Origin of the sequence: Streptomyces sp. NPDC088147, assembly GCF_044741565.1 — a bacterium.
Lineage (GTDB): Bacteria > Actinomycetota > Actinomycetes > Streptomycetales > Streptomycetaceae > Streptomyces.
On the sequence record NZ_JBIUSY010000014.1, the window covers coordinates 1 to 21,196 of the forward strand.

The 21,196-nt window shown below is 73.4% G+C and carries 11 protein-coding genes; 8 read left to right on the forward strand and 3 right to left on the reverse strand.

The window, feature by feature from the left end:
• Positions 1-721 precede the first annotated feature (721 nt).
• The 4 genes from ACIOGX_RS35730 (at position 722) to moeZ (ending at position 4,298) form a co-directional block, all read left to right on the forward strand.
• Positions 722-1,249, forward strand: a complete 528-nt coding sequence (locus ACIOGX_RS35730; protein ID WP_401918895.1) for a hypothetical protein — start codon at positions 722-724, stop codon at positions 1,247-1,249.
• The gene (locus ACIOGX_RS35735) at positions 1,246-2,220 is read left to right on the forward strand and encodes an NAD(P)-dependent oxidoreductase (RefSeq protein ID WP_129770466.1); all 975 of its coding nucleotides are present in this window, start codon (positions 1,246-1,248) and stop codon (positions 2,218-2,220) included. The genes ACIOGX_RS35730 and ACIOGX_RS35735 overlap by 4 nt, the downstream gene beginning before the upstream one ends.
• Entirely contained in the window at positions 2,208-3,047 is an 840-nt protein-coding gene (locus ACIOGX_RS35740) for a spherulation-specific family 4 protein (RefSeq protein WP_356512390.1), read from the forward strand. The genes ACIOGX_RS35735 and ACIOGX_RS35740 overlap by 13 nt, the downstream gene beginning before the upstream one ends.
• Positions 3,048-3,119: 72 nt before the next feature.
• Complete coding sequence (moeZ, locus tag ACIOGX_RS35745; protein ID WP_129770464.1) at positions 3,120-4,298, forward strand: adenylyltransferase/sulfurtransferase MoeZ; 1,179 nt, start codon at positions 3,120-3,122, stop codon at positions 4,296-4,298.
• 280 nt (positions 4,299-4,578) lie between these two features.
• On the opposite strand, the gene ACIOGX_RS35750 is transcribed toward moeZ, so the two are convergent.
• The 3 genes from ACIOGX_RS35750 to ACIOGX_RS35760 all read right to left on the reverse strand — a co-directional run bounded on the left by ACIOGX_RS35750 (position 4,579) and on the right by ACIOGX_RS35760 (position 10,811).
• Positions 4,579-6,174, reverse strand: a complete 1,596-nt coding sequence (locus ACIOGX_RS35750) for an alpha/beta hydrolase (protein ID WP_401918897.1) — start codon at positions 6,172-6,174, stop codon at positions 4,579-4,581.
• Between the two features lie 115 nt (positions 6,175-6,289).
• Positions 6,290-7,927: an alpha/beta hydrolase gene (locus tag ACIOGX_RS35755; RefSeq protein WP_356512386.1), complete on the reverse strand. Its 1,638-nt coding sequence runs from the start codon at positions 7,925-7,927 to the stop codon at positions 6,290-6,292.
• A 175-nt stretch (positions 7,928-8,102) separates the two neighbouring features.
• Entirely contained in the window at positions 8,103-10,811 is a 2,709-nt protein-coding gene (locus tag ACIOGX_RS35760) for a lysylphosphatidylglycerol synthase domain-containing protein (protein WP_401918900.1), read from the reverse strand.
• Between the two features lie 248 nt (positions 10,812-11,059).
• Here ACIOGX_RS35760 and ACIOGX_RS35765 point away from each other — a divergent pair, with 248 nt between their 5' ends.
• From ACIOGX_RS35765 to ACIOGX_RS35780, 4 genes are all read left to right on the forward strand, one after another.
• On the forward strand, positions 11,060-11,458 hold the full coding sequence (locus ACIOGX_RS35765; protein ID WP_356512382.1) for an MGMT family protein: 399 nt from the start codon (positions 11,060-11,062) through the stop codon (positions 11,456-11,458).
• A gap of 242 nt (positions 11,459-11,700) precedes the next feature.
• Complete coding sequence (locus tag ACIOGX_RS35770) at positions 11,701-15,303, forward strand: ATP-dependent helicase (protein ID WP_401918902.1); 3,603 nt, start codon at positions 11,701-11,703, stop codon at positions 15,301-15,303.
• Positions 15,304-15,851: 548 nt separating this feature from the next.
• Complete coding sequence (locus ACIOGX_RS35775; protein WP_401918904.1) at positions 15,852-19,622, forward strand: UvrD-helicase domain-containing protein; 3,771 nt, start codon at positions 15,852-15,854, stop codon at positions 19,620-19,622.
• 19 nt (positions 19,623-19,641) lie between these two features.
• Positions 19,642-21,138, forward strand: coding sequence for a dipeptidase (locus ACIOGX_RS35780; protein ID WP_401918906.1), 1,497 nt, complete (start codon positions 19,642-19,644; stop codon positions 21,136-21,138).
• Positions 21,139-21,196: the final 58 nt, after the last annotated feature.

Sequence of the window (21,196 nt, forward strand, 5' to 3'; positions counted from 1 at the left end):
AACCACCCCACCCAACAGAACACACACACCACCACACCCCAACCACACCACCACAACCCGACCCACACCCAGACACACACCCCAGACACCCCACCCCCCCCCCCCCCCCCCCCCCCCCCCCCCCCCCCCCCCCCCCCCCCACCACCGGCTTATCCGCTTACGGTCGTCCCGCTGCGAGTCGCCGGATCAACGGCGGCCGCTCACAGGGGAGATCGGGGGTGTGCTCGTGCGGCTCGTACCGCTTACGTACGGTGGCTGTTCGTGCGCGACAGGTGAGTCCGGGCGCTGGTGCGACCGGCGCCGGTTCGCGGCGCGCTTCACGGAACCGGCCTCGGCGGACCGCCGGCTGTCCCGCACGCGGAAGCCGCCTGCCGTACCCCCGGCGCACGCCGGAGTGTGCGCACCGTGGCCGTGCCTGATCCCGGCCGTGCCGCGTCCGGGGGCCCGGACCTGCTGCCCGGACTGTTGGCCAAACGCTTCTTCGGCGGATCGCCGCTGGTCGCGGCGGACGGCGCACGACGGCGCGCGCCCTGCCCCACGAACCCGGGCGCGCCGCGGGCGCACGGACCAGGGGGCGCGCACGATGCGCCGGTACGCGCCCCGCCCGGGGCCTTCCCCGGCCGGCCGGCCGCCCCGCTCTTCCCGGACGAGCCGGTCGGCGTCCACGCCATCGGTGACCACCCCGTCTCCGTGGGGGCGTACGCCGGAGCGGGGGAGCGTCATGTCCGAGCGAGGCGGCCCACGGGCGATAGGCATGGCGGTGGCCCCCGCACTCGACGGCCCGCCCTGCGCGTGCCCGCGCCGGGGACCGCTGCGCGCGCCGCTCGCCGCACCGGCCTTCGCCGTACGTACCGCCGCCCGGTGCGCCCACCTCCTCTCCGTACCGGCCCGGCGCGGAGAAGCCCGCAGATCCCCCGGGGCCGCCGTCGGCGGAGCCGCCACCGGGCGCACCACCGCCCGCGCCCCGGAGGCCCTGTCCCGCACGTCCGTACCGGCGGGCCGCCTGCCCGGCCGTGACGCCCTCGCCGTCCCCGCCCTCGCCGTCCCCGCCCTCGTCTCCGCTCGCGGAGACGCCGCGCCCGGACCCCTCGCCCCTGCCACCGTCGCCCCCTCGCGGGTGCCGGCGCACCCCTTGAGCCCTCAGCACCACCTCGTGAAGGAGAAGCCAGAGATGACTCCGCAATCCGCACCACGGGCCGCAGCGGCGGCCCCCGCACCGGCCCGCCGGCACAGAGGAGCCGCGCGATGAGGGTCCTGCTGCTCGGTGCCAACGGTTTCCTCGGCCGCTTCGTGGCCGACCGGCTGCTCGCCGACCCCGCCGTCCACCTCACCGCGCTCGGCCGGGGCGACGACGCCGACGTACGGTTCGATCTCGCGGGCGGCAGCCCGGGAGCGCTCACCCGCTTCCTGGACGCCGTCCACCCCGGGGTCATCATCAACTGCGCCGGAGCCACCCGGGGCGGCGCGCGCGAGCTGACCCGGCACAACACGGTCGCCGTCGCCACCGTCTGCGAGGCCCTGCGCCGCAGCCGCTGCGGTGCCCGGCTCGTCCAGCTCGGCTGCGCCTCCGAGTACGGCCCGTCCCAGCACGGTTCGTCCACCGCCGAGGACGCCGTACCGCGCCCCGGCGGCCCGTACGGCGTGAGCAAGCTCGCCGCGTCCGAGCTGGTGCTCGGGTCCGGGCTCGACGCGATCGTGCTCCGGGTCTTCTCGCCCGTGGGCCCCGGCACCCCCGCGGGCTCGCCGCTCGGCCGGCTCGCCGAGGCGATGCGCCGCGCCATGCAGTCGGGCGACGGTGAGCTGAAGCTCGGCGGCCTGGGGGTGCAGCGCGACTTCGTCGACGTACGCGACGTGGCGCGCGCCGTGCACGCCGCCTCGCTCTCCGCCGCCCAGGGCGTCGTCAACATCGGCACCGGACGCGCGGTCAGGCTGCGGGACGCCGCCGCCGTACTGGCGAGGGTCGCGGGGTACGCGGGCGCCCTGCACGAACTGGACCTGCCCCCCGGGCCGATGCGGGCCGGCCACGCCACCGTCGGCGCCCCCCGGGGCGAGACCGCGCCGGAACAGCTGGGCGCGGGCCCGTTCCCGTACCCCGACGGCTGCGGCAGCTGGCAGCAGGCCGACGTACGGACCGCACGTGACCGGCTCGGCTGGCGGCCCCGGATCAATCTGGAGGAGTCACTCGCCGATATCTGGATGGAGGCGGCGTGCCGTATCTGACCAGACCCGGCGGCCGGCTCTCCGCCACCGAGGAGGGCCGGCTCGGCATCGGCGTTCCCGGGTACGCGCACCCGCTGCTCGCGCCGGTCGAGTGGGCCGAACTGACCCGCCCGGGAACCCCGCTGCACTGGGCCGTCCTCAATGTCGCGGACGGCCCCGGCGACCGGCCCGACCCGCACTGTCTGGCGGCGGCGGGCCGGCTCACCAACGCGGGGTCCAGGGTGCTCGGCCATCTCGACCTGGCGTACGGCACCCGCCCCGCCGGGGAACTGGTCTCCGACGCCCGGCGGTTTCTCGACTGGTACCGCGTGGACGGCTTCTTTCTCGACCGGTGCCCGGCGGGCCGCGCCGACCTGCCGGCGCTACGCCGGACGACGGCGGACCTCGGGGCGGTGCTCGACGGCGGGTTCGTCGTGCTGGGCCAGGGGGTCCATCCGTACCCCGGATACGCGGAGGTCGCCGACCAGTTGGTGACCTTCCGCGGCCGGTGGGCGGATTACCGCTGGTCGCAGGCGGCGGCGTGGACGGCCGACCACCCGCCGGAGCGCTTCGCCCATCTCGTCCACGGGGTGCCGCGCGGTCATCTGGAGGAGGCGATACGGATCGCGCGCTGGCAGGGCGCCGGCACGATCTTCTTCACCGACCGCACGGACCTTACGGACGGCACCGACCGCACCGACCGCACCGACCGCGTCGACACGGGTGATGGCGTCGGCCCGAGCCCGCGCAACGGGGCACGCGGTGGATCACGTAACGGGTCATTCGAGACACTGCCCGGCTTCTGGGACGAAATCGTCTCGCGAGTCGGACCAGGTGTCTCGGAATGAGAAGGGCCGTGGCAGTGTTACAGGCAGAACAACCGTACTGATTGACCGACCAACCCCCTTGTTGAGGTCCCTGTGTCGCTGCCACCCCTGGTCGAGCCCGCTGCCGAGCTCACCGTCGACGAGGTCCGCAGGTACTCCCGTCACCTGATCATCCCGGACGTCGGGATGGACGGGCAGAAGCGGCTGAAGAACGCGAAGGTGCTGTGTGTGGGGGCCGGTGGCCTCGGCTCCCCGGCTCTGATGTACCTGGCCGCGGCCGGTGTCGGCACGCTCGGCATCGTGGAGTTCGACGAGGTCGACGAGTCGAACCTGCAGCGTCAGATCATCCACAGCCAGGCCGACATCGGCCGGTCCAAGGCCGCGTCCGCGCGTGACTCCGTCCTCGGAATCAACCCCTATGTGAATGTGATCCTTCACGAAGAGCGGCTCGAGGCCGAGAACGTGATGGACATCTTCTCGCAGTACGACCTGATCGTGGACGGCACGGACAACTTCGCCACCCGCTATCTGGTCAACGACGCCTGCGTGCTGCTGAACAAGCCGTACGTCTGGGGTTCGATCTACCGCTTCGACGGCCAGGCCAGCGTGTTCTGGTCCGAGCACGGCCCCTGCTACCGCTGCCTCTACCCGGAGCCGCCGCCCCCCGGCATGGTTCCCTCCTGCGCCGAGGGCGGCGTGCTGGGCGTTCTCTGCGCGTCCATCGGCTCCATCCAGGTCACCGAAGCGATCAAGGTGCTCACGGGCATCGGCGAGCCGCTGGTCGGCCGGCTGATGATCTATGACGCCCTGGAGATGCAGTACCGCCAGGTCAAGGTCCGCAAGGACCCCGACTGCGCGGTCTGCGGCGAGAACCCCACCGTCACCGAGCTGATCGACTACGAGGCCTTCTGCGGCGTCGTGTCCGAGGAGGCCCAGGAGGCGGCGGCCGGCTCGACGATCACTCCGAAGCAGCTCAAGGAGTGGATCGACGAGAAGGAGAACATCGAGATCATCGACGTGCGCGAGCCGAACGAGTACGAGATCGTCTCGATCCCCGGCGCCAAGCTGATCCCGAAGAACGAGTTCCTGATGGGCAGCGCCCTGGAGACCCTGCCGCAGGACAAGAAGATCGTCCTGCACTGCAAGACGGGTGTCCGCAGTGCGGAAGTCCTCGCGGTGCTGAAGTCCGCGGGCTTCTCGGACGCGGTGCACGTCGGCGGCGGAGTCATCGGCTGGGTCAACCAGATCGAGCCGGAGAAGCCGGTCTACTGAGACCCGGCGCACCGACCGGAACACCGATACGGGTGAAGGGGCCGACGTTCCTACGTCGGCCCCTTCGTCGTACGCGGCCGGGTCCCGAATCGAGCGGCCGGCCCCGGATCCCGCGACGGGCGGCCGGTCCCGGGTCCCGCCACGCGCGGCCGGTCCCGCCACGCGCGGCCGGTCCCGCCACGCGCGGCCGGTCCCGCCACGCGCGGCCGGTCCCGCCACGCGCGGCCGGTCCGGGTCTCGCTGCGCGTGGCCGGTCCCGCGACGAGCAGCGGGTCCTGCTTTACGAGCAGCTCTTCCCGGTGGCCGGGACCGTGCCGTGCAGGAAGTACTCGTCCACCGCGCCGGTGATACAGCGATTGCCCGTGATGTACGCGCCATGGCCCTCGCCCTCGAAGGTGAGCAGGACCCCGACCCCCTTGCCCAGCTCCTCCACCATCCGCCGCGCACCCTCGTACGGCGTCGCCGGATCGCCCTTGCCGCCGACCACCAGGATCGGCGCCGCGCCCGGCGCCGACACCTCCGGAGTCTCGTGCTCCCCGGCCACCGGCCAGTCGGCACACCAGCCGGCCAGATCCCAGGCCAGATACGGGCCGAACACCGGCGACACCCTCCGGAAGTCCGACAGCAGCCGGGACGTGACCTCCGCCGCGGTGACGCGTCCCTTGACGTCCGCGCAGGAGATGGCGCGCTGCGCGTGCTGGGCCGTGCCGTAGCGGCCCTGTGCGTCGCGGTCGTTGTACGCGTCGGCCAGCCGCAGCAGCCCGCTTCCGTCACCGCCCTCGGCCGCGTCCAGCGCGTCGGTCAGAGACGGCCAGCTGCTCTCGCTGTACAGCGGGCTGATGATGCCGGTGAGCGCGAGGCTCTCGGTGAGCCTGCGTCCCGTACCGGTCCGCAGGGGCTCGCGGTCGAGCCGGTCAAGCAGCCGCACCACCCGCGCGGTGCCCACCTGCGCGCTGACACCCCGACTCTTGTAGTAGTTCTCCAGGGCGCGCTGGAAGCCGACCGCCTGGTTGCGGGAGTGCCCCACATAGTCGGCCGTCGGATCGACGACCGCGTCCAGGGTGAACCGTCCGACCTTCGCCGGGAACAAGTGGGCGTAGACACCGCCCAGTTCGGTGCCGTACGAGAAGCCCAGATAGTTGAGCGTGTCGTCGCCGAGCACCTGGCGCATCAGATCCATGTCACGGGCCGCGCTGGTGGTGCCGACATGGGGCAGCAGCGGTCCGGAGCGGCGCGCGCAGTCCGCGCCGAACGCCGCGGAGTCCGCGAGGAAGGACCTCTCCTCGGCCGGGGTGTCGGGGGTCGCGTCGATACGGAGGGACTTCTCCGTCTGCCGGTCGTTCCGGCACACCACACCGGCGCTCTCCGCCACCCCGCGCGGGTCGAAGCCGACCAGGTCGTACCGGGTCCCGAGCGTGGTGAACGAGTCGGCGGCGGTGGGGAGCGCGGCCACGCCCGAGCCGCCGGGGCCGCCGAAGTTGAAGAGGAGCGAGCCGATCCGGCTGGCCTTGTCCTCGGCCTCGGAGCGGATCAGGGCGATCCCGATCGTGTCGCCGGAGGGCGCGGTGTAGTCGAGCGGCGCCCGCATCGTGGCGCACTTCCAGCCGGAACCGGGCGCCTTCGCCGCGCTGCCGCGCGCGGCGCGCGGTGCCTCGCAGCGCTTCCAGTCCAGCCGTTGTCCGGTGAGGGAGGCGGGCAGCGCGGGCACGGGGGCGGAATCCGGCGCGAAGCCGGCGGCCGGGGCGGACGCCGGGGCCGAGGAAGCAGCGGTCGCCTTGGCGTCGGGCGGGGGGTCCTCCGTACCGCTCCCGCACCCGGTGACGGTCAGCAGGAGTGACACCGTGAGCAGGGCGGATATCCGAGTACGGCGAGACATGGCGCAATTCAATCCGGTCCGGCGTGCGAGGACAACCGAGGGCGGCTCGCGCCCGGACGGGGCGGGAATGGCCGTTGTGGGGAGAGCCGTTGGGGCGTGGCCGCCGGCCGGCGTGTCAGCGGCAGACCGTACCCGCGGCCGGCACCTTTCCGTCCAGCAGATAGCCGTTCACCGCCCCCTGGACGCAGGGGTTTCCGCTGTCGTACGAGCCGTGCCCCTGCCCGTGGTACGTGATCTCCGTGCCGACGCCCTTGCCCAGCGCGTCGGCCATCGCCCGCGCACCCGCGTACGGGGTCGCCGGGTCACCGGTGTTGCCGACGATCAGGATCGGCGCCGAGCCCTTCGCGCTGACGTCGGGCGTGGACCACTGCCCCGGCACCGGCCACTTGGTGCAGCTCATCATCCCCCAGCCCAGGAACTCCCCGAAGACCGGCGACGCCTTGCGGAACTCCGGCAGTTTCGCCTCGGTCTGCGCCACCGTGTAACGCTCCTTGGAGTCGGCGCAGTTGATGGCCACGTTGGCGGCCTGGAGGTTGCTGTATCTGCCGTACTGGTCACGGCCGTTCATCGAGTCGGAGAGTGCGAGCAGCAGGGCGCCGCTGCCGCCGTCGGCCTCGTCGAGACCCTGCTCCAGATACGGCCAGAAGTCCTTCGAGTAGAGCGCCTGGGCGATGCCGTTGGTGGCCTGGGTCTGTGTCAGCTTGCGGTCGCCGATACCGGCGATCGGCCGCTTGTCCAGCCGCGCGAGCAGCTTGGTGATGAACCCCTCGATCTCCTTCGGCGTGGAGCCGGGCAGTACGCAGGCGTCGCCCCGCGCGATGCAGTCCTTCGCGAAGTTGTCCAGGGCGAGCTGGAAGCCCTTCGCCTGGCCGAGCGAGCCCTGTTCGGAGTTCTGGGTGGGGTCGACGACGGCGTCGAAGACGGCCCGGCCGACGGACTTCGGATAGAGATGGGCGTAGACACCGCCCAGTTCGGTGCCGTAGGAGATGCCGAAGTAGTACAGCTTGCTGTCGCCGAGGACCTTGCGCATCAGCTCCATGTCGCGGGCCGCGTTGGTCGTACCGACATACGGAAGCGAGCTGCCGGAGTGCTTCTCGCAGGCGGCGGCGAAGGTGGCGAGCCCGTTGGTGAAGGTCTTCACCTCGGCCGGGGTGTCGGGGGTGGAGTCCTGGGCGAAGTACGCGTCGAGCTGTCTGTCGTTCTCGCACTTCACGCCGTCGCTGTCACCGACCCCGCGCGGGTCGAAGCTGACCAGGTCGTAACGGGCGCGGAGCTTCTCGTAGTCCTGCGCGAAGGACGGCAGTCCGGTGATGCCGGACCCCCCGGGGCCGCCGAAGTTGAAGATCAGCGAGCCGATGCGCTGCTTCGTGTCGCGGGCCTTGGCCCGGATCAGTGCCAGATCGATCGTGTCGCCGTCCGGCTTGGCGTAGTCGAGCGGCGCCTTCATGAAGGAGCACTCCCACCGGGCGCCGCCGGGCAGCGGGGAGGGGGCCGTACCGCCGCCCTCCGCGACCGACGGGGCCTTGCACGCCTTCCACTCCAGCCGCTGCGTCGCCAGGTCCTTGGGTCTGTCCGTACTCCGGGTGTTCCCGCCGTGCGAGCTGCCCGGCGCGGAGGTCCCGCCGGTGCCCGAGCATCCCGTGGCGGCCAGCAGGGCGGCGGCGGTGACGGCGGCCAGGGCCGGGGCGCGCCGCGTGGAGAAAGCGGACAGGGCGGACGGGAGGGAGGCGGCGGGGGCGGGGGAGTGTGACATGGACCCATCGTGCGCCCCGGCGGCATGGGCCGCTCGGGGCCGCGGTCCATGCGGGTGGCGCGGCGGGCCGGGTGGGCGGCCGGGCGGCCGACGGCGTCCCCGCGGTGACGGACCGCCCGCTCCGCTCTGGCCAGCCAGCCAGCCAGCCAGCCGGCCCGCTCGCCCGCTCGTCTGTCTAGAGCGCTCCCTTGCGCGTGAGGTGACTGAAGCTCAGCCAGCCGGGCAGCACCGGCAGCCACAGTGTCAGCAGCCGGTAGAGCAGCACGGCGGGCGCGGCGACCTCCTTCGGCAGTCCGACCGCCAGCAGACCCAGCGTCAGCGCGCCCTCGACCGCGCCCACACCGCCCGGCGTCGGCGCCGCCGAGCCCAGCGCGTTGCCCGCCAGGAAGACCACCGCGATGCTCGCGTAGCTGAGCTGCTGGTTGCCGTTGTCGAACGCCCGGATCGAGGCGTCCAGGCACATCACGAACACACCCGTCAGCAGCAGCATCCCGCCGATGCCGGTGAGCAGCTTCATCGGCCGCTGGAGTACGTCGAGCATGCGGGGCACCACCCCGGCGAACAGCGAGCGCAGCCGCGTGACGAGGAACTTCCGCAGGAACGGGATCGCCGTCACGACCAGCACCAGCACGGCGACCGTCAGCAGACCCGCGATCACCGTCCTGGACGGGGTGAGCGACGCCGACTTCTCCGTACCGGTGAGATAGCCGAAGGACAGCAGCAGCAGGATGTGCGCCCCGAGCCCGAAGAGCTGCGACGCGCCGACACTGGCGACGGCGAGCCCCGGGCGCACCCCCGCGCGCTGGAGGAAGCGCGTGTTCAGCGCCACACCGCCGACCGCGGCGGGCGTGACGATCTTGACGAAGGAACCGGCGACCTGCGCGACGACCGTACGCCGGAAGGGCACCCGTTCCGGTACGAAGCCCAGCAGGCTCATCGCCGCCGCGACGTAGCTGAGCGCCGAGAACGCCACGGCCGCGGCCACCCAGCCCCAGTGCGCCTGGCTGATCACCGAGCCGAAGTCCACCTGCGTGATGGTGGTGAGCAGGAAGTACGCGGCGACGGCCCCGGCGATGAAACTGAGCAGCGTACGGGGCTTGATCCGCTCCAGCCGGACCGGCTCGACCGGCGCCTGCGGCCTGATCCGCAGCACCTGCTTGCGCATCTGGGAGAGCAGATCCTCCTCGCGCGCCTCGTCGAGAGCCTCGTCTATGGCCCGCTTCTCCGCCTGCTTCTCCGCGCGCAGGGATCTTCGTACGGCCTTGCGGTCACCGTCCACGGCGGCGGCCTCCGCCACCTTGGCGCGCTTGTTCGCCTCGGACGCCTCCAGCACCGCCTCGCGCTCGCGCTGCGACCGCTCGCGGGCGAGCCGGCGCAGCGTCGCGCGCGTGGAGCGGCTGAGCGCGATCGGCTGGAGCAGCGGCAGACAGTCGGCGATGGCGTCGGGGCCGAGGACCTCGACCGCCGCGGCCACCGAGCGCTCCGCGCCCACCCGCAGACCCATCGTGGTGAGCAGCTGGGCGGTGTCCATCCGCAGCACCAGATCGCCCGCGGCGATCTCGCCGCCGCGCAGCTCGGTGAGGATCACCTTGCCGGAGCGGTCCACCAGCAGCGCGTCGCCGGTGAGCCTGCGGTGCGCGATCCGGCGCGACTGGAGCGCCTTGACCTGCCGCCAGGCGCCCCGTACCAGCTCGTCGGTGATCTCCTCGTCCGGCAGCGAGTCCAGGGACCGGCCGCCCAGGTGCTCGTACACGAGCATGACCGCGTCGGGGCCCAGCTCCGAGGTGGCGATCAGCTTGGGGGCGTTGGCCCCGGCGGCGATGGCCGCGTAGGCGAGCAGCGCTTCCTGTTCGAGCGCCTGGCGCAGGGAGGGGATGGATCTGCGGGTGGTGATGGAGCGCAGCGTCAGCTGGCGCCAGACCCGGTAGAAGAAGCCCTGGGCCTGCTGTTCGCGGTCGACGACGGTGACATCGAGCGGCGGGCCGTCCTCCAGGGAGACCAGATAGCGACGGCCCCGGTCGCCCTGCTCGGCGGAGTCGGCGGCGTCCTCGGCGCGCATCGCGCTGACCGGACGGAAGCCGACATGGCGCAGACCCGCCATCAGGGTCTGCCCGGTGGGGCGTACGTTGGGCGAGCCGACCGTGTAGAGCGTGCCGTACGCCACGCTCCAGCCGATCAGTACGGTCAGGATGATCGAGAACGGTGTGGTGTAGCCCGCGACCAGCATCGCGAAGGCGTCGAGCAGCAGCACCACCCACAGCACGACCCGCCACCGGGGTCTGCGTGCCATCCCGACGGCCGTCATATACGCGATGACGGGCGCCAGATAGCCGTGGACGGGGTCGGTGAGCCCGGTGCCCGCCTGGGGACGGGTCAGCGCGTCCTGGATCGACTCCGGGGCGGCTCTGGCGACCCACAGGTCGATGGCGAGGGTGACGCCGTGTGCCAGGACGGCGGCGAGCACCCCGTCGGCGATCCGCAGTCCGTCGCGTTTGATCAGCCGTTCGATCGCGAAGGCGACCGGGACGAGCAGCACGGCGATGCTCGACACCAGACCGGCCACCTTGACCATCAGGTCGGGGGCCTGGCCCGTGCCCTTGCTGATGTCCTGTTCCAGACCGGAGGTCGTGCCGTGGGCGAAGGCGGAGAGCCCGAGGACGAGCGCGATGGCGAGGACGCCGATGAGCAGACGCAGCAGGTCGGAGGGGCGGTGGACACGGGCCGAGAGCAGCGGCTCGTCGCCTGAGACACGGTCGGCGCGGACGGCGCCCGTGCCGCCGTCATGGGGCTCGCCGGCGGGGCCGGTGCCCGGGGTGGAGCCGGTGTGGTCCACGTCCGGGCGCGACTCGGCGCCAGAGGTGGGCGTCGCCGCCGGAGGCCGCACGTCCCGCTCCTCTGCCGAATCCGTCTCTTCTTGATCTCGTATCACCAGTCACCGCCGGGATGATGGTGGCACGAGCCGCCGACAGACGGGGGCATCAGGGTGCATTGCGGGGACCTCGGGCGCGCGAGATGCGTCTCTTTGTGTGCGTACGTACATACGGTGACCGCGCGTACACGCTCCGATGAGCGGTCGCGGCCGGACCGCCGGGGCGGGTGGGGCTGTCGGTGGGGTGCGGCAGGATGGACGGGATGAGGAGCGAAGGCGAGGCGGCGGGTGGGACGGCCGACGAGATGGCGCGGCTGCCCGATTACGCCGAGCGCGTGCTGGACGTGGCCGAGCTGATCCCGCCCGGCCGGGTCATGACCTACGGCGATGTCGCGGAGTGGCTCGGCGAGGGCGGACCGCGCCAGGTCGGCCGGGCGATGGCGCTCTACGGCAGCGCCGTGCCGTGGTGGCGTGTGGTCAGGTCCGACGGAGTGCTGCTGCCGGGACACGAGCTGAGGGCGCTGGACCACTACCGCGAGGAGGGCACGCCCCTGCGCGAGGCCGCGCGGAGCGCGGAAGGGCATATGCCGCGCCTGGATATGAAGCGGGCGCGGTGGGACGGCGCGGACGGCGCGGACGAGGGCGAGGGGACTCACATATGACAGCTTCCGCCATTCGGGCGGGCGACGGGTGGTGCGCCGCCCCCGCGGCTGCCCGTGAGGGCGACGGAGCGGAGCGCGTCGCAGGACCGGCCGCCGCGGGCGGAACGGAGCGCATGCGTCCCGGTCGCCCGGCGGCGTAGCGTCACCGGCACGCGCCACCCGCGCCCCGGCCGGGGCACGGGTCACCGTCAGCGCCTCCGGCACCGTCACCACCAGCACCTTCTCCAGGACCGGCGAACCACGTGAGCTCCTCCTCTTCCACCGGACGTACCCCGCACCGTCGGGTACGGCAGCGGACCCCGGGCGCGTACCGGCTGGTGCGTACCCCGCCGGTCCCGGTGGATCCTCCTTGGCTGGACGCAGCGCAGCGCGGGGTGGTTGACCACGAGACCGGACCGTTGCTTGTGCTGGCCGGCCCCGGTACGGGCAAGACCACCACGCTCGTGGAGTCGGTCGCCGCACGGGTCGGCCGGGGCGCCGATCCCGAACGGATCCTGGTGCTGACCTTCAGCCGCAAAGCCGCCGTGGAACTGCGCGACCGGATGGCGGTCCGGCTCGGCGGCAGGCGAGGCCCGCAGGCGACCACCTTCCACTCCTTCTGTTACGCCCTGATCCGCGCCCACCAGGAGGCCGAACTCTTCACCGAACCTCTACGGCTGCTCTCCGGTCCCGAGCAGGACGTCGCCGTACGCGATCTCCTCGCGGGCCAGCTCGATCTGGAGCGGGCGGGGCGCGGGCGCGTCCGGTGGCCGGACGAGCTGCGGGCGTGCCTCACCACGCGCGGCTTCGCCGACGAGGTACGGGCCGTGCTCGCCCGCAGCCGGGAACTGGGCCTCGGCCCCGACGCGCTGGCCGCGTTCGCGCGGCGCACGGGCCGTCCCGACTGGTCGGCGGCGGCGGCCTTCCTCGCCGAGTATCTGGACAACCTGGACATGCAGGGGGTGCTCGACTACGCGGAGCTGGTCCACCGCGCGGTGCTGCTCGCGGGCCGCCCGGACGTCGGGGCGCGGTTGACGGAGCGGTACGACGCGGTGTTCGTCGACGAGTACCAGGACACCGACCCGGCGCAGGTCCGGCTGTTGCGCGCGCTCGCGGGCCGGGGGCGCACGCTGGTCGCGTTCGGCGATCCGGACCAGTCGATCTACGCCTTCCGGGGCGCCGATGTGAACGGCATCCTCGACTTCCCGTACGCCTTCCCCCGGCGGGACGGACGGCCGGCGCCGGTGGAGGTCCTCACCACCTCCCGGCGCTCCGGTGATCACCTGCTGACGGCGACCCGGTTGCTGACCCGCCGTATGCCGCTACCCCGGCTGCCCGCAGAGAAGGTACGGACGCACCGCGAGCCGGCGGCGGTGCGTACGGGCGGTTCCGTCGAGGCGTACACGTTCCCCACGCCGTCGACGGAGCTGGACAACATCGCGGACATCCTGCGCCGCGCGCATCTGGAGGACGGCGTTCCGTGGCGTGACATGGCGGTGCTGGTACGTGCGGGCGGCCGTACGATCCCGTCGATCAGGCGCGCTCTGACCTCGGCGGGCGTGCCTCTGGAGATCGACGGCGACGACCTTCCCCTGCGCCATGAACCGGCGGTGGCGCCGCTGCTGACGGCGCTGCGGGCGGTGGCGGAGGCGGCGATCCGCCGACCGTCGCGGGACGAGGAGGGCGAGGAGGTACGCGGGGAGGACGTACGCGGCGCGGAGATACGGGGGGAGGAGGTACGCGGCGCGGAGGTACGCGGCGAGGACGTACAGGGCGAGGAGGTACAGGGGGAGGGCGCGGCGGAGGAGGAGGCCGCGCCCGAGCCACGAGGCGACACCGGGGCGGATTCCGCCTCTGCCGGGCCCGTCTCCGGCGAGTCCGGCGCTGACTCCGCCGGTGATTCCGCCGATGCCGATCCCGCGTCTGCCGATCCCGCTTCTGCCGAGTCCGCGTCTGCCGAGCCCGCGTCTGCCGAGCCCGCCGCTCCCGTCACCTCCTGGCTCGACGTCGAGACCGCTCTCGTGCTCCTCACCTCTCCCCTCGGCGGCATGGACGCCGCCGATCTGCGCCGGCTCGGGCGGGCGCTGCGCGACGAGGAGCGGGCCGGCGGCAACCGGCTCCCCGCCGCGTCGGACGCGCTGCTCGCGCGGGCGCTCGCCGAGCCCGAGCGGCTGGTGGCGCACGACCCCGCGTACGCCCGGGGCGCACAGCGGCTCGGCGCGCTGCTGCGCAAGGCGCGCGAGCTGCTCGAAGGCGGCGGCACCGCCGAGGAAGCCCTCTGGGAGCTGTGGGACGGCACCCCTTGGCCGGGCAGGCTCGAACGCTCCGCGTTGCGCGGCGGCGCGGGCGGCCGTAACGCCGACCGCGATCTCGACGCCGTATGCGCCCTCTTCGACACCGCCGCGCGCGCGGAGGAGCGCACCGGCGGCAGGGGCGCGCTGAACTTCCTGGAGGAGCTCGACGCCCAGGACATCGCCGCCGACACCCTCAGCCGCCGGGCCGTGCGCCCCGACGCCGTACGGCTGATGACGGCGCACCGCTCGAAGGGGCTCGAATGGCGCCTCGTTGTCGTCGCCGGCGTGCAGGAGGGGCTCTGGCCCGACCTGCGGCGGCGCGGTTCCCTCCTGGAGGCGGACAGGATCGGCCGCGACGGACTGGCCGAGCCGCTGTCCCCCGGCGCGCTTCTCACGGAGGAGCGCAGGCTGTTCTACGTGGCCGCGACCCGCGCCCGCGACCGGCTGGTCGTGACCGCCGTCAAGGCCCCGGCCGACGACGGCGACCAGCCCTCGCGCTTCCTCACCGAACTCGGCGTGGAGCCCAGGGACATCACCGGCCGCCCCCGCCGCCCGCTCGCCGTCGCCCCGCTCGTCGCCGAACTGCGCGCCACCACCGTCGACCCGGAGGCGTCCCCGGCGCTCCGTGACGCCGCCGCCCGCCGGCTCGCCAGGCTCGCGGCGCTCAGCGACGAGGACGGCCAGGCGCTCGTGCCGGCCGCGCATCCGCACCGCTGGTGGGGCCTGTACGAGCCGACCCACAGCACGGTCCCGCTCCGCGACCGCGACCAGCCCGTCGCGCTCTCCGGCAGCGCCCTCGACCAACTGGCGAACACCTGCGCACTCCAGTGGTTCCTGGGGCGCGAGGTGAAGGCCGACGCGCCCGCCACGGCCGCCCAGGGGTTCGGCAACGTCGTCCATGTCCTGGCCGACGAGGTGGCCTCCGGCCGTACCCCCGCCGATCTCGACGTCCTGATGGAGCGGCTGGACTCCGTATGGGACGCGCTCGCCTTCGACGCCCCCTGGAAGTCCCAGCAGGAGAAGACACAGGCGCGGGTCGCGCTCGAACGCTTCCTGCGCTGGCACGTCATGGACCGCGGCCGTACGCCCGCCGCCACGGAGCACGGATTCGACGTCACCCTGGAAGCGGGCGCGTACGAGGTACGTATCCGGGGCTCCATGGACCGCGTCGAGAAGGACGCGGAAGGCCGCGCCTATGTCGTCGACTTCAAGACCGGCAAGCAGGCCCCGACCAAGGACGAGGTCGCCCACCACCCCCAGCTCGCCGTCTACCAGCTGGCGGTACGCGAAGGCGCGCTGGACGAGGTCTTCGACGGCCGCCGCCCGGAGCCGGGCGGCGCGGAACTCGTCCAGCTGCGCCAGGCCGCGCCCAAGAAGGAGGGCGGCGAGGATCTCCCCAAGGTCCAGGCCCAGGAGCCGCTGGGAGGGGAGTGGGTCGGTGAGCTCCTGACCACGGCGGCGGGCCGCGTACTCGACGAACGCTTCACCCCCACGACCGGCCAGCACTGCGCCCACTGCGCGTTCCGCGCGTCGTGCAGCGCGCAGCCGGAGGGGCAGCAGGTCGTGGAATGAGGATCGACCCGTGTCCTGAAGGGGCCCGGCAGTTGGACTCCGGACTCCTCGGGCCGCCGGTGACTGCCGGCCGGTGCCCGGCGCGTGCTCGACGAGTACGAGGTGGACGGCGAGACCATCGGCGTCGTCGTCATCAAGGCCGGCCGCGTCGCCTGGGGCCCTGCCCGCGACGTCGCGTCACCTGAGGCCGTGCCCGCGACGTCGCGTCGCCTGAGGCCCGTGCCCGCGAGGCCGCGTCGCCTGAGGCCCGTGCCCGCGAGGCCGCGTCGCCTGAGGCCCGTGCCTGCGAGGCCGCGTCGCGCTGAGGCCCGTGCCTGCGAGGCCGCGTCGCGCTGAGGCCCGTGCCCGCGACGTCGCGTCGCCTGAGGCCCGTGCCCGCGAGGCCGCGTCGCGCTGAGGCCCGTGCCTGCGAGGCCGCGTCGCGCTGAGGCCCGTGCCCGCGACGTCGCGTCGCCTGAGGCCCGTGCCCGCGAGGCCGCGTCACCTGAGGCCCGTGCCCGCGAGGCCACCCCATCCCGCTGTCAGTGGTGCCGGATAGCCTCCCTGAGGTGTCCGTACATCTCACCGATCCCGAGCAGCTCAAGGAGCTTCTCGGGATTCCCTTCACCCCGGAGCAGACGGCCTGCATCACGGCGCCGCCCGCTCCGCAGGTCATCGTGGCCGGAGCCGGTTCCGGCAAGACGACGGTGATGGCCGCCCGGGTGGTGTGGCTGGTGGGCAGCGGACAGGTCGCCCCCGAACAGGTCCTCGGGCTGACGTTCACGAACAAGGCGGCGGGCGAGCTGGCCGAGCGGGTGCGCACGGCGCTCGTACGGGCCGGAGTCACCGACCCCGACGCCATCGACCCCGAGAACCCTCCCGGCGAGCCCAGCATCTCCACGTACCACGCCTTCGCGGGGCGGCTGCTCACCGACCACGGCCTGCGCATCGGTCTGGAGCCGACCGCCCGGCTGCTCGCGGACGCCACCCGCTTCCAGCTCGCCGCACGGGTGCTGCGGGACGCGCCGGGACCGTATCCGGCGCTGACCAAGACACTTCCCGCGCTGGTCAGCGATCTGCTCGCGCTCGACGCCGAGCTGGCCGAACACCTGGTCGGGCCCGCGCGGCTCGGCGCGTACGACACCGACCTGCTGCGCACCCTGGAGGGCGCGCGCCTCAGCAACGCCGAGCTGCGCAAGGTCCCGGAGACCGCCGTCGCCCGTGGCGAACTCCTCGAACTGGTCGGGCGCTACCGCGCCGCCAAGAGCACCCGCGATCTCCTCGACTTCGGCGACCAGATCGCCCTCTCCGCCCAGCTCGCCACCACCAGACCCGAGGTCGGGGCCCTGCTCCGGGACGAGTTCCGGGTCGTCCTGCTCGACGAGTACCAGGACACGTCGGTCGCGCAGCGGCTCCTGCTCTCCGGGCTCTTCGGCGGCGGCACGGGACACGCGGTCACCGCCGTCGGCGACCCCTGCCAGGCGATCTACGGCTGGCGCGGCGCCTCCGTCGCCAACCTGGACGACTTCCCGGCCCACTTCCCGTACGCCGACGGCCGCCCGGCCGCCCGCTTCTCCCTCAGTGAGAACCGCCGCAGCGGCGGCCGTCTGCTGGACCTCGCCAACGGCCTCGCACGGCCGCTGCGCGCGATGCACGAGGGCGTGGAGGCGCTGCGCCCCGCGCCCGGCGCCGAGCGCGACGGCGGGGTGCGCTGCGCGCTGCTCCGTACGCACGCGGAGGAGATCGACTGGCTCGCGGACTCGATCGCCCATCTGGTGCGCACGGGCAAGGAACCCGCCGAGATCGCCGTGCTGTGCCGAACGGCCGGAGACTTCCCGGAGATCCAGGGCGCCCTGGTGGCCCGGGATGTGCCCGTCGAGGTCGTCGGCCTCTCGGGGCTGCTCCATCTCCCCGAGGTGGCCGACCTCGTGGCGATGTGCGAGGTCCTCCAGGATCCCGGCGCCAACGCCTCCCTCGTACGGCTGCTCACCGGCCCGCGCTGGCGCATCGGCCCGCGCGATCTGGCGCTGCTCGGCCGCCGGGCCCGGCTGCTGGTCCACCGGGGTACGGGCGCCGACGGGGACGACGACCCCGACGCGCGGCTCGCCGCGGCGGTCGAGGGCACCGACCCCGCGGAGGTGATCTCGCTCGCCGACGCCCTGGACACCTTCCTGGAGCAGGCGGGCGCGCCGGAGGACGGACTGCCCTTCTCCGCCGCCGCCCGGGTCCGGTTCGCCCGGCTCGCCACAGAACTGCGCGAGCTGCGCCGGTCGCTCGCGGACCCCCTGATGGACGTCCTGCACCGCGTCCTGGCCACGACCGGACTGGAGGTCGAGCTCTCCGCCTCCCCGCACGCGCTGGCCGCCCGCCGCCGCGAGACGCTGGGCAACTTCCTCGACATCGCCGCGTCGTTCGCGGCGCTCGACGGCGAGGCCGGGCTGCTGGCCTTCCTGGCGTTCCTGCGTACGGCCGCGCAGTACGAGAAGGGCCTGGACAACGCGCTGCCCGGCGGCGAGAACACGGTGAAGGTCCTCACCGCCCACAAGTCCAAGGGGCTGGAGTGGGATGTCGTCGCCGTGCCGGGGCTGGTCGCCGGACAGTTCCCCAACGGCAAGGCGCGCGAGTCCTGGACGTCCCAGCCCAAGGTCCTCCCGCACGCGCTGCGCGGGGACGCGCCGACCCTGCCGGAGATCACGTCCTGGGACGCGAAGGGCCTCAAGTCCTTCAAAGAGGCCATGAAGGCGCACCAGCACACCGAGGAGCTGCGCCTCGGCTATGTCACCTTCACCCGCCCGCGCTCGCTGCTGCTCGGCTCGGGCCACTGGTGGGGGCCCACGCAGAAGCGGCCGAGGGGCCCGTCCGATTTCCTGCACGCCCTGTACGACCACTGCGTGGCGGGCTTCGGCGAGATCGAGGCGTGGGCGGACGAACCGGAGGAGTCGGAGGACAACCCGGCCCTGCGGACGGAGGGCGTCTCCCACGCCTGGCCGCTGCCGCTGGACGGGCCGTCGCTGACCCGCAGGCGCGCGGCGGCGGACACGGTGCTGTCGTATCTGGAGGAGCTGGAGGATCTGGGGAGCGACGGAGGCGGGCGGGCCGAGTCGGCGGGTGCGGTGGGGGCGGCCGAGCGCGATGAGCCGGCCGACCTGAATGAGCCCGACAATGAGCCCGACGACGCGGAGCTGTACGCATACGAACCGGAGCCGGACGAACCGGATCTCGCCGAGCCGTTCGATGGTGAGTCGCCGGACGAGGACCCCTTCCGCGCTAACGCCGATGCCGACCCGTCGGGCGGGGATCTGTCCGACGGGGATCTGTCCGATGCCGACCTGTCCGCCGCCGATCTGTCCGACTGGGACGCCTGGACGACTGCCCCCGCCTCCGCTCCCGCCTCCGCTCCCGCCCCCGCTTCCGGCGCCCCCGGCGCCGACTCCACGGCCGCCGTTCCCGGTCCCCGGCAGGCCGGGCGGACCCCCTCCGGCCACCCGCGCCTCACCCCGGAAGAGAGCCGCACCCTCGCTTCCTGGGACCGCGATCTCGACGCCCTCGCCGGTGAGCTGAGCCGTGCCCGCGCGACCGTCCGCGACGTCCCCGTACCGCCGTCGCTCTCCGCCTCCCAGCTGCTGCGGCTCGCCGCCGACCCCGACGGCTTCGCCCAGGAGCTGGCCCGGCCCATGCCGCGTCCGCCACGGCCCGCCGCCCGCAGGGGCACGCGGTTCCACGCCTGGGTGGAGTCGCGGTTCGAGGAACTGCCGCTCCCGATGCTCGGCCCCGACGAGCTGCCCGGCGGCGAGGACGACGAGCCGGAGATCGTGGACGAACGTGATCTGGCCACGCTCAAGGAGGCGTTCGAGCTCACGCCGTACGCCCGGCGCACGCCGTACCGCGTGGAGGAACCGTTCCAGTTCACCCTCGCGGGCCGGGTGATCAGGGGCCGTATCGACGCCGTCTACCGCTATGCCCACACCGACCCCGCGACCGGCGCGGAGACCTTCACATACGAGATCGTCGACTGGAAGACCGGCCGTGCGGGGACGGCGGACCCCCTCCAGCTCGCCGTCTACCGGCTGGCCTGGGCCGAGCGGCACGGCCTCCCGACCGCCGCGGTCATGGCGACGTTCCTGTACGTGAGGACCGGGGAGGTCGTCCGTCCCGGCCGTCTCCCCGGCCGCCCGGAGCTGGAGCGGCTCCTCACCGAAGCCGAGGCCGAAACCGAGGCCGAAACCGGGGCAGAGGTCTCAAGCGGCCCGAGCGGGCCCGACCCGGGGCGCACGCGCGAGACCCGGGACACACCCACGGACGAGCGATCCTCACAACCGGCAGACGGGAGGGCAGTCTGAGCCCGTTAGGCTCGACATCATGAGCGACACCCCGGACAGCGTCGTCCGTACGTACATCCAGACCCACCGCGCCGCCTTCCTCGCCGACCTCGCCGACTGGCTGCGCATCCCCTCCGTGTCCGCCGACCCCGACCACGACGCTGACGTGCGGCGCAGTGCCGACTGGCTCGCCGCGAAGCTCAAGGAGACCGGGTTTCCGGTCACCGAGATCTGGGACACCCCGGGCGCCCCCGCCGTCTTCGCGGAGTGGCCCTCCGAGGACCCGGACGCCCCGACCGTGCTGGTCTACGGCCACCACGACGTCCAGCCCGCCGCCCCCGAGGACGGCTGGCACACCGACCCCTTCGAGCCGGTCGTACGGGACGGCCGTATGTACGCGCGCGGAGCCGCCGACGACAAGGGGCAGGTGTTCTTCCACACACTGGGCGTACGAGCGCATCTCGCCGCCACCGGCCGCACCACCCCCGCCGTCCACCTCAAGCTCCTCGTCGAGGGCGAGGAGGAATCGGGCTCCCCGCACTTCCGCGCGCTGGCCGAGGAGCGGGCCGGCCGCCTCGCCGCCGACGTCGTGATCGTCTCGGACACGGGCATGTGGTCGGCGGACGCCCCGACCGTCTGCACCGGCATGCGCGGGCTCGCCGACTGCGAGATCGAGCTGTACGGCCCGGACCAGGACGTCCACTCCGGTTCCTTCGGCGGAGCGGTCCCGAACCCGGCCACCGTCGCCGCCCGGCTCGTCGCAGCCCTGCACGACGAGCACGAGCGGGTCACGGTCCCCGGCTTCTACGACGGTGTGGCCGAACTCACCGAGGCCGAGCGCGCCCTGATCGCGGAGCTGCCCTTCGACGAGGAGGAGTGGCTGCGTACGGCGATGTCGCACGGCACCCTCGGCGAGGCGGGCTTCTCCACCCTGGAGCGGGTCTGGGCCCGCCCGACCGCCGAGGTCAACGGCATCGGCGGGGGCTACCAGGGGCCGGGCGGCAAGACGATCATCCCGTCCTCCGCCCAGCTGAAGCTCTCGTTCCGGCTGGTCGCGGGCCAGGACCCGGACCGTATCGAGCGGTCCGTACGCGACTGGGCCGAGGCCAGGATCCCGGCCGGCATCCGGCACAGGATCAGCTTCGGCGCGGCCACGCGCCCCTGTCTGACCCCGCTGGACCACCCCGCGCTCCAGTCGGTCGTACGGGCCATGGGCCGCGCCTTCGGGCAGAAGATCCGCTTCACCAGGGAGGGCGGATCAGGACCGGCCGCCGACCTCCAGGACGTGCTCGGTGCCCCGGTGCTGTTCCTGGGCATCTCCGTACCGTCGGACGGCTGGCACGCGCCGAACGAGAAGGTCGAGCTCGACCTGCTCCTCAAAGGTGCGGAGACGACCGCCCACCTCTGGAGCGAGCTCGCGGGCCCCGGGCCGGAGTCCGCCGGCACGGGGCCGGAGCTTGCCGGCCGCGGGCCCGAGCCTGCCGTCTCCGCGCCCGAGTTTGCCGCCCCGGGGTCCGGGACAGGACCCGCGCGTTGAGCGCCCCGCCCGGTCCCGTCGGCCCCGCCACATACTCCGCTGACCAGAAACCCAATCC

What these genes read in the sequence shown, in the direction of transcription:
- ACIOGX_RS35750 (WP_401918897.1), bottom strand. Translation starts at nt 6,174, where the DNA reads ATGTCTCGCCGTACTCGGATATCCGCCCTGCTCACGGTGTCACTCCTG.
- ACIOGX_RS35780 (WP_401918906.1), top strand. Translation starts at nt 19,642, where the DNA reads ATGAGCGACACCCCGGACAGCGTCGTCCGTACGTACATCCAGACCCAC.
- ACIOGX_RS35730 (WP_401918895.1), top strand. Translation starts at nt 722, where the DNA reads ATGTCCGAGCGAGGCGGCCCACGGGCGATAGGCATGGCGGTGGCCCCC.
- ACIOGX_RS35765 (WP_356512382.1), top strand. Translation starts at nt 11,060, where the DNA reads ATGAGGAGCGAAGGCGAGGCGGCGGGTGGGACGGCCGACGAGATGGCG.
- ACIOGX_RS35755 (WP_356512386.1), bottom strand. Translation starts at nt 7,927, where the DNA reads ATGTCACACTCCCCCGCCCCCGCCGCCTCCCTCCCGTCCGCCCTGTCC.
- ACIOGX_RS35735 (WP_129770466.1), top strand. Translation starts at nt 1,246, where the DNA reads ATGAGGGTCCTGCTGCTCGGTGCCAACGGTTTCCTCGGCCGCTTCGTG.